The organism is Gammaproteobacteria bacterium (assembly GCA_028817255.1).
GTDB lineage: Bacteria > Pseudomonadota > Gammaproteobacteria > Porifericomitales > Porifericomitaceae > Porifericomes > Porifericomes azotivorans.
The window spans coordinates 1-5,380 of record JAPPQA010000040.1 but is presented as its reverse complement, the minus strand read 5'-3'; the positions used below and the strand labels follow the sequence as shown (position 1 = coordinate 5,380).

The 5,380-nt window shown below is 61.5% G+C and carries 3 protein-coding genes; all 3 read right to left on the bottom strand.

Annotated features, from left to right (window positions below):
• Positions 1–2,374, bottom strand: a 2,374-nt coding sequence (locus tag OXU43_02080) for a photosynthetic reaction center cytochrome c subunit family protein (protein ID MDD9823949.1), incomplete at its 3' end; no start/stop codon positions are given.
• A gap of 29 nt (positions 2,375–2,403) precedes the next feature.
• A complete protein-coding gene (locus OXU43_02075) occupies positions 2,404–3,495 on the bottom strand; it encodes a cytochrome c3 family protein (protein MDD9823948.1) in 1,092 nt (363 codons plus the stop codon).
• Between the two features lie 2 nt (positions 3,496–3,497).
• Positions 3,498–4,895 carry a hypothetical protein gene (locus tag OXU43_02070; GenBank protein ID MDD9823947.1) on the bottom strand — a complete coding sequence of 466 codons (1,398 nt, stop codon included), beginning with the start codon at positions 4,893–4,895 and terminating at the stop codon, positions 3,498–3,500.
• Between the last annotated feature and the right edge of the window lie 485 nt (positions 4,896–5,380).

Below are 5,380 nucleotides of genomic sequence, written 5' to 3'. Positions count from 1 at the left end.
CGGTGGCGGCAACGCCCGCCGCGTTGCTGCTGCCCCTGCCGTCCAGCGTTACCGCCGCTCCCTCGTTCACAGTTTGATCGGCGCCGGCGGCGGCAGTGGGCCTTGCATCGTCGTCGGTGATGCGCACCGTCGCCGTGCTTTGGGCGCCCAGACTGACCCCGGCTGGCAGATTATCGGCGCTGATAGACACGGTGAAGGTCTCCTCGGCCTCCACCGTGCCGTCATCGGTGATGGAGATGGAGAATTCGACCTGGGTGCTTCCGGCAGGAATCGTCAGCGTCCGGGCGCCGATAGCGGTGTAGTCTCCGGGGGCGGCGGCCGTGCCGTCGGCAGTGGAAACGGCCAAACGTACATCGCTGCCCGCCGCCGCGCTCAAGGTGACCGACACGGTGAGCGTGCCGGCGCCCTCGGCGACCGTGTAAACCGCCTGCGGGAAGGCGAGTGCCGATTCCCCGGAATCACGCACCGCAAAGGTCAGCGAGGTGGTGAGGCCGTCATAACGCGGGTCGGCGGAACGATAGAGCCAGGCGATGGTCACCGAAGATGCCGGCAGATCCTGCAACTGTCGCACTTGCGCGCCGGCGGAGGAGGCCAGGCCCGAGCTGCGCCCGGTAGCCGGGGCCGGAATACGCGCCCATACCGTCTGCGCCCGATTCCAGTTTTCCGGGGTAAAGCGCAGGGCAAGCGTTGCCCGGAACGGTCCGCTACTCTGCGTGCCGTATTCGACCGATGCCGCACCTGAGTGCCGCGGCGTTACAATGACATCGGCCGTCGGCTGCCGCGGAAGCGCGGGTATTTCGATAGCGAATGCCGCGCCCCGGGATATAATTTCCGGAGCCCCCGGCCCAAGGCGCGCCGCCGTCAGAGTGGGCCTGATAATCCTTTCCCCGGCGAAGATCCGTTTTTCCCGCTCTATGGGGCGGAACAAATCGGGAAGGCGGTTGCCAAGGGCGCGTTCCGCGAATGGAAACCGAAAGCGCAGCCCCAGACTCCAGCGTTCATCGTGAATCTGCCGATCGTGACGGCTATAACCGCCCGTCAGTTCAAGCCCCGGCCAGAGCCGATACGCCACTCCCGCTTCATACCCTGTCCGAGTGTCCGTTTGCCGGCCTTTGCCTTTCCATGCCGAGCTTCGTCCATGCATGCTGAAACGTTCCGTCAGCGCATAATCAAAATAAAACTCGGCGCCGTCCAGGGCGATTTCCTCATACTGGAATACGCCCTCGTCGCGGCCTCTGCTCCAGCCGCTCAAGCGCTTGTATAAATTCATGGACAGATACCCCGCCCCGGACTGATAGTCGGCACTCAGCCCGAGACGGCGGTGTCCATGGTCGAAGTTATAATCCAGAAACCCCCCCAGGCCGACAATCGCCGGCTCGCCCCAATGAAAGCGGCGCCCCAGCCCCAGGGCGATTTCCTCCCGGCGCCTGCCATGGCGGTCTTCCCACAACGCCAGTCCCGGCTGCAGGAACCAAGTCGAGTCCGTCGCGACGGTCCCGAAAGGAATCAGGGCGTCAACGTCTCCGTACAGGCCCCGCCTGCCCAAACGCAGGCCGGAATCGAGCCGAAAATTCCCGCCGAATTTCCCGCGGCCCGCTGCCTCGACACCCTGAACTCCACGGGAAAGCAATCGCTCGGAGTAATGCGCCTGCAACTGTTCGGCCGCTTCTTTGACGCTGGCCCCTCCCAGCCGCGGAAGCGCAGGGTCCTTGCCGGCGGCATCCGGCTCTTGCTCCCGTTGCCGGTCGCCGGAACCGGACAGGTCGGGCAACCGGTTCGGTTCCCGATCCCCGGGCCCCTCGGATGCCGAAGGGCGCCGCCTTGGAGGCGGCTGTCCGGGCAAGGCATCGGACGCCGCATCCTGCCGCGCCTCCCCGGCTGCGTCCGTGGTCGCAACGGGAGCGGATACGGCGAGCGTCTTCCCCTGATGGCAGGTGTAACAATTAATCCCCCCCTCCTCCTGATTGGCGTTGAGTCCCTGAACCATTTCGATCATCTCCCGCGCCCGCTGCTTGGCCGGCACGGCATCCGAGGAGAAGTCGCGCAGGTCGTGACAATATTTGCACTGCACCCCCAGGGACTGCGCCATAAAAGCCATGTTCGACATGAATTTCGCGGTATCCAGAAAAAGAAGCTGGACATTTTGGAAATCGGGGGAGAGTTCCTTTCGATCTTTGCTGGGAGGGAAATACCGGAAGGACCATTCCTTTGCCGCGGTCCGCGGATGCGGCGGCCTGGCCAGGTTCGAGTAGGCGTCCTTCTCCGTTTCGAGGTTTTTGTGCAGCCTGTTCTCCTGGGCCGACGCCAGCAAGATCGCCAACCCCGGAATGCAGGCGATCAAAAGCAACGCCGCCTTCCATTTCAGGAGCCTCAAGCCGCCCCCGCGAGGAGGGACTTCAAAGTTTAATCGGCGATGTGGCATCGCAAGCAATCCGCATTGTTCAGCGTTCCCAACGGATGCGGCGGCGGCCTGGTGTCGTAGCGGTGACAGGCGCTCAGGCAGTTCCTCTGGTTGCCGGTGACAAGGCCGGTAACGAACTGCCTGCTGGCATCGCTCAACAGGCTGCCGGCGGCGGCCTGATGCCTTTCGGCAATCCGGTCCGGGCCGTGGCAGGCACTGCAGCCGTTGGCTTCCCCGGCCGGGAAATGGCACTGCACACAGTGCAGGTACGGCGGGCTGGCATAGCCGGGCAGGTGCGACGCGGGCCGGACCCCGCTCTCGGGATCATGGCACTCCTGGCAGGCATCCTGCTGATGGCAGGCCTGGCACATCTTGCGGTCCCCCCTGGCAATCGCTCCATGCCCCCGGTTCTTGAAGAACAGAGTGTGGGACGGCGGCGGATCGGCCATGTGGCAATCCTGGCAAAAAGTTTTTTCGTTGTGGCAGCGCGCGCATTCTTCTTCGAACCGCGCGCGCGCGAATCGTCCATGCTGCCGCAGCCAGTGGTCATTGTGGAAATCCGGGACGACATCCTTGCGCCAATATTGATGACAGGTCTGGCAGTCCGTGGAAACGCTCCGTTGGGTATGGCAAGCCACGCATTCCGTCATCCCGGGGAAGCGGATCTGCCGGTATTCTTTTGCCCGCTCCTGATTCTTGTGGCAATCCAAGCAGGGCACTCCCGCCCGCAGGTGAGGCTCGTGGGAGAATCGAAGCTCGGCGTAGGCCGGGCGCGGCAAACCGCCGACGGCATGGTTGTCGCGCGAATGGCACATGGCGCAACCGGCATCGGGGGCTGCATGATCGCCGATCTCGTGACACAGGGCACAAACTTTCTCGGGTGTGCGCCTGGGTTGATTCTGATCTTGCAGCTGATGACAGGTGGCGCACGGGATCTGCCGATGCTTCTGATGATCGAAAATTAAACCGGTATCCGCAAGGCCATGCTCCATTTTTGCCGCCAGGACAAAGGGCAACAGGCACCATGCCAGCCGTATTGGCATCCGTTCCCGAATCGGCAACGATCGTTGTCCCGCGTTGTTGTTGTGCGCCATCTCTAAAATCTCCGGGTCAAGCGTAAGAGAACCCGTTTATAACCGCGATTCCCGATATTCCTGGAAAGACCTCCGCGGTCGTAACTCATCCTCAACTGTGCCTCCCATCCGGAGGCGAAACGTTTGCGAAGCCTCAGAAAATAGGTCTTTACAATGAAGTCTCCACCCAGGTCCTGGGTCAGCAGATGGGGAACGTTGGTCAGTACGCCGTGCGCTTCCATCGCCTCTTGAGTGAAGATCACATTTGGATTGACCGAGGAAGAGAAGTCATAGTCGGACCAGGAAACGCCGGCTGAAACGCGAGTGTCCCGGTCCGCCCGGTAATCGAGTTGACCGGAAACGGAAAAGGTCTCATCCCGGCCCCTGGTGTCGGTGGCGCCGGCAGAACCCTGGATGTTGTAAGCGTATTGCGAATCGAATTGCTGCCTGGCGATGTTTGCCTGCAACAGCAAGGAGAGATCATTTGCCAGGAAATCGAAAACATGCAAATTGACGTAGCGATGCGTCGCCTTTCTGTTGCCGGAGTCGTCCCTGTCAACGGCCGTGACGTTCAGCCCCCCTCCCACGGCAAAGCGGCTGAAATATTTGGTCAATGTCAGATCGAGTTGTCGCAGTCTCCGGGAGGTATTGAGAATGCGGAAGTACTCCGAAAAAATCCGGTCGTCCGCGGTTTCATCGGAGCCGCTCTCGGTGAGCCGCTGATAATAACGGGCAGACACGTCCATATTGAATGCGGACACAAAAGACGATATGCCCGCCCGCAATTCCCTGCCGCGGCCGTTCAGGAGCGTGTAGTCGCCATAGGCGTGAGCCTGTCTGTTCCACAGGCCGCGCGAAAATCCAATGCCTGCCTGGTCGTTTACATATCGGTCTTCATCGTTCAGAAGAAAATGCAGGGGAATGTCGAGACCGCCGACCAACAAGCGCATTTGCCCGCCATATACGTGGTGGGACGACACCGCGCTGAACTCCGAAACGGGCCGGCCGCCAAAGACCATGAAATTCGCTTTGTCGCTTTTTGTGGAAAAGCGTATGCCGTCCATGTGGATGCTTTCGATCTCATGCACCCATTGCCGGCCGATTCGAATCCCGGAGGCCCACGGCCACCAGTCTTTCGTATCCAGGTACGCCTGAAAGATGCGCTTGTCCGTTCGCGCCTCGAAGGCCCGGTCGCGATCGCTGCTTCCGGAATCCAGATCGGTGCGCAGCCTGCCATTGAAAACCAGGGAGACTTTTCGCTCGCGCAGCGTGACGCCCGTCCTGGTGCGCAGATACGTGCTGAAATCGAAATCGTCCTCTCGTTCGTTCTCATCGTAATCGAAGGCATAGATTATGCTCCCCGACCAATCCGGACCGGACGATGCGCCGGACTCCAGCGCGAAGGCATGAGAAAACATCAAGAAGATAAGCGCGCATATCGTTGCGATTGCGCTCGAGCGGGACCGGCTTTCGGTCCTGTCAATCACGGGGGAAGCCCAGAAAATTTCCTGGGGGGCGCTCGGGCTCCGCCCTGCCCGCCGCAAAGCGGGCCGGAATGCTTAAGAGCAAGGGTAAGGGATGAGGGGATATCCCGGCCTCGGCATAAGGCCCGTTGAGCGCAGCGGACAAAATCGGCACACAACCTGCGACACCCCCCCTCGAACAACGGGGTCAATGCAGTCAGCATCAGACAGGATGACACGGGTGCTTTTCTCCGCCAACGATATATCTTAACGCCGATAAAAGAATTGTGCAACGGGGCGGGGTTCGGTCTGCGGGGATGCGCGGGAGAGGGAAACGCGAACGCCGGCGGCCGTTCCTCCCGGCCAGGCCGCACCGCAAAGAAGAACGCGCGCCCCATGCGGGAGCGGAACGGCAACGCCGCTTGCGCCAATGCCAAAAGAGC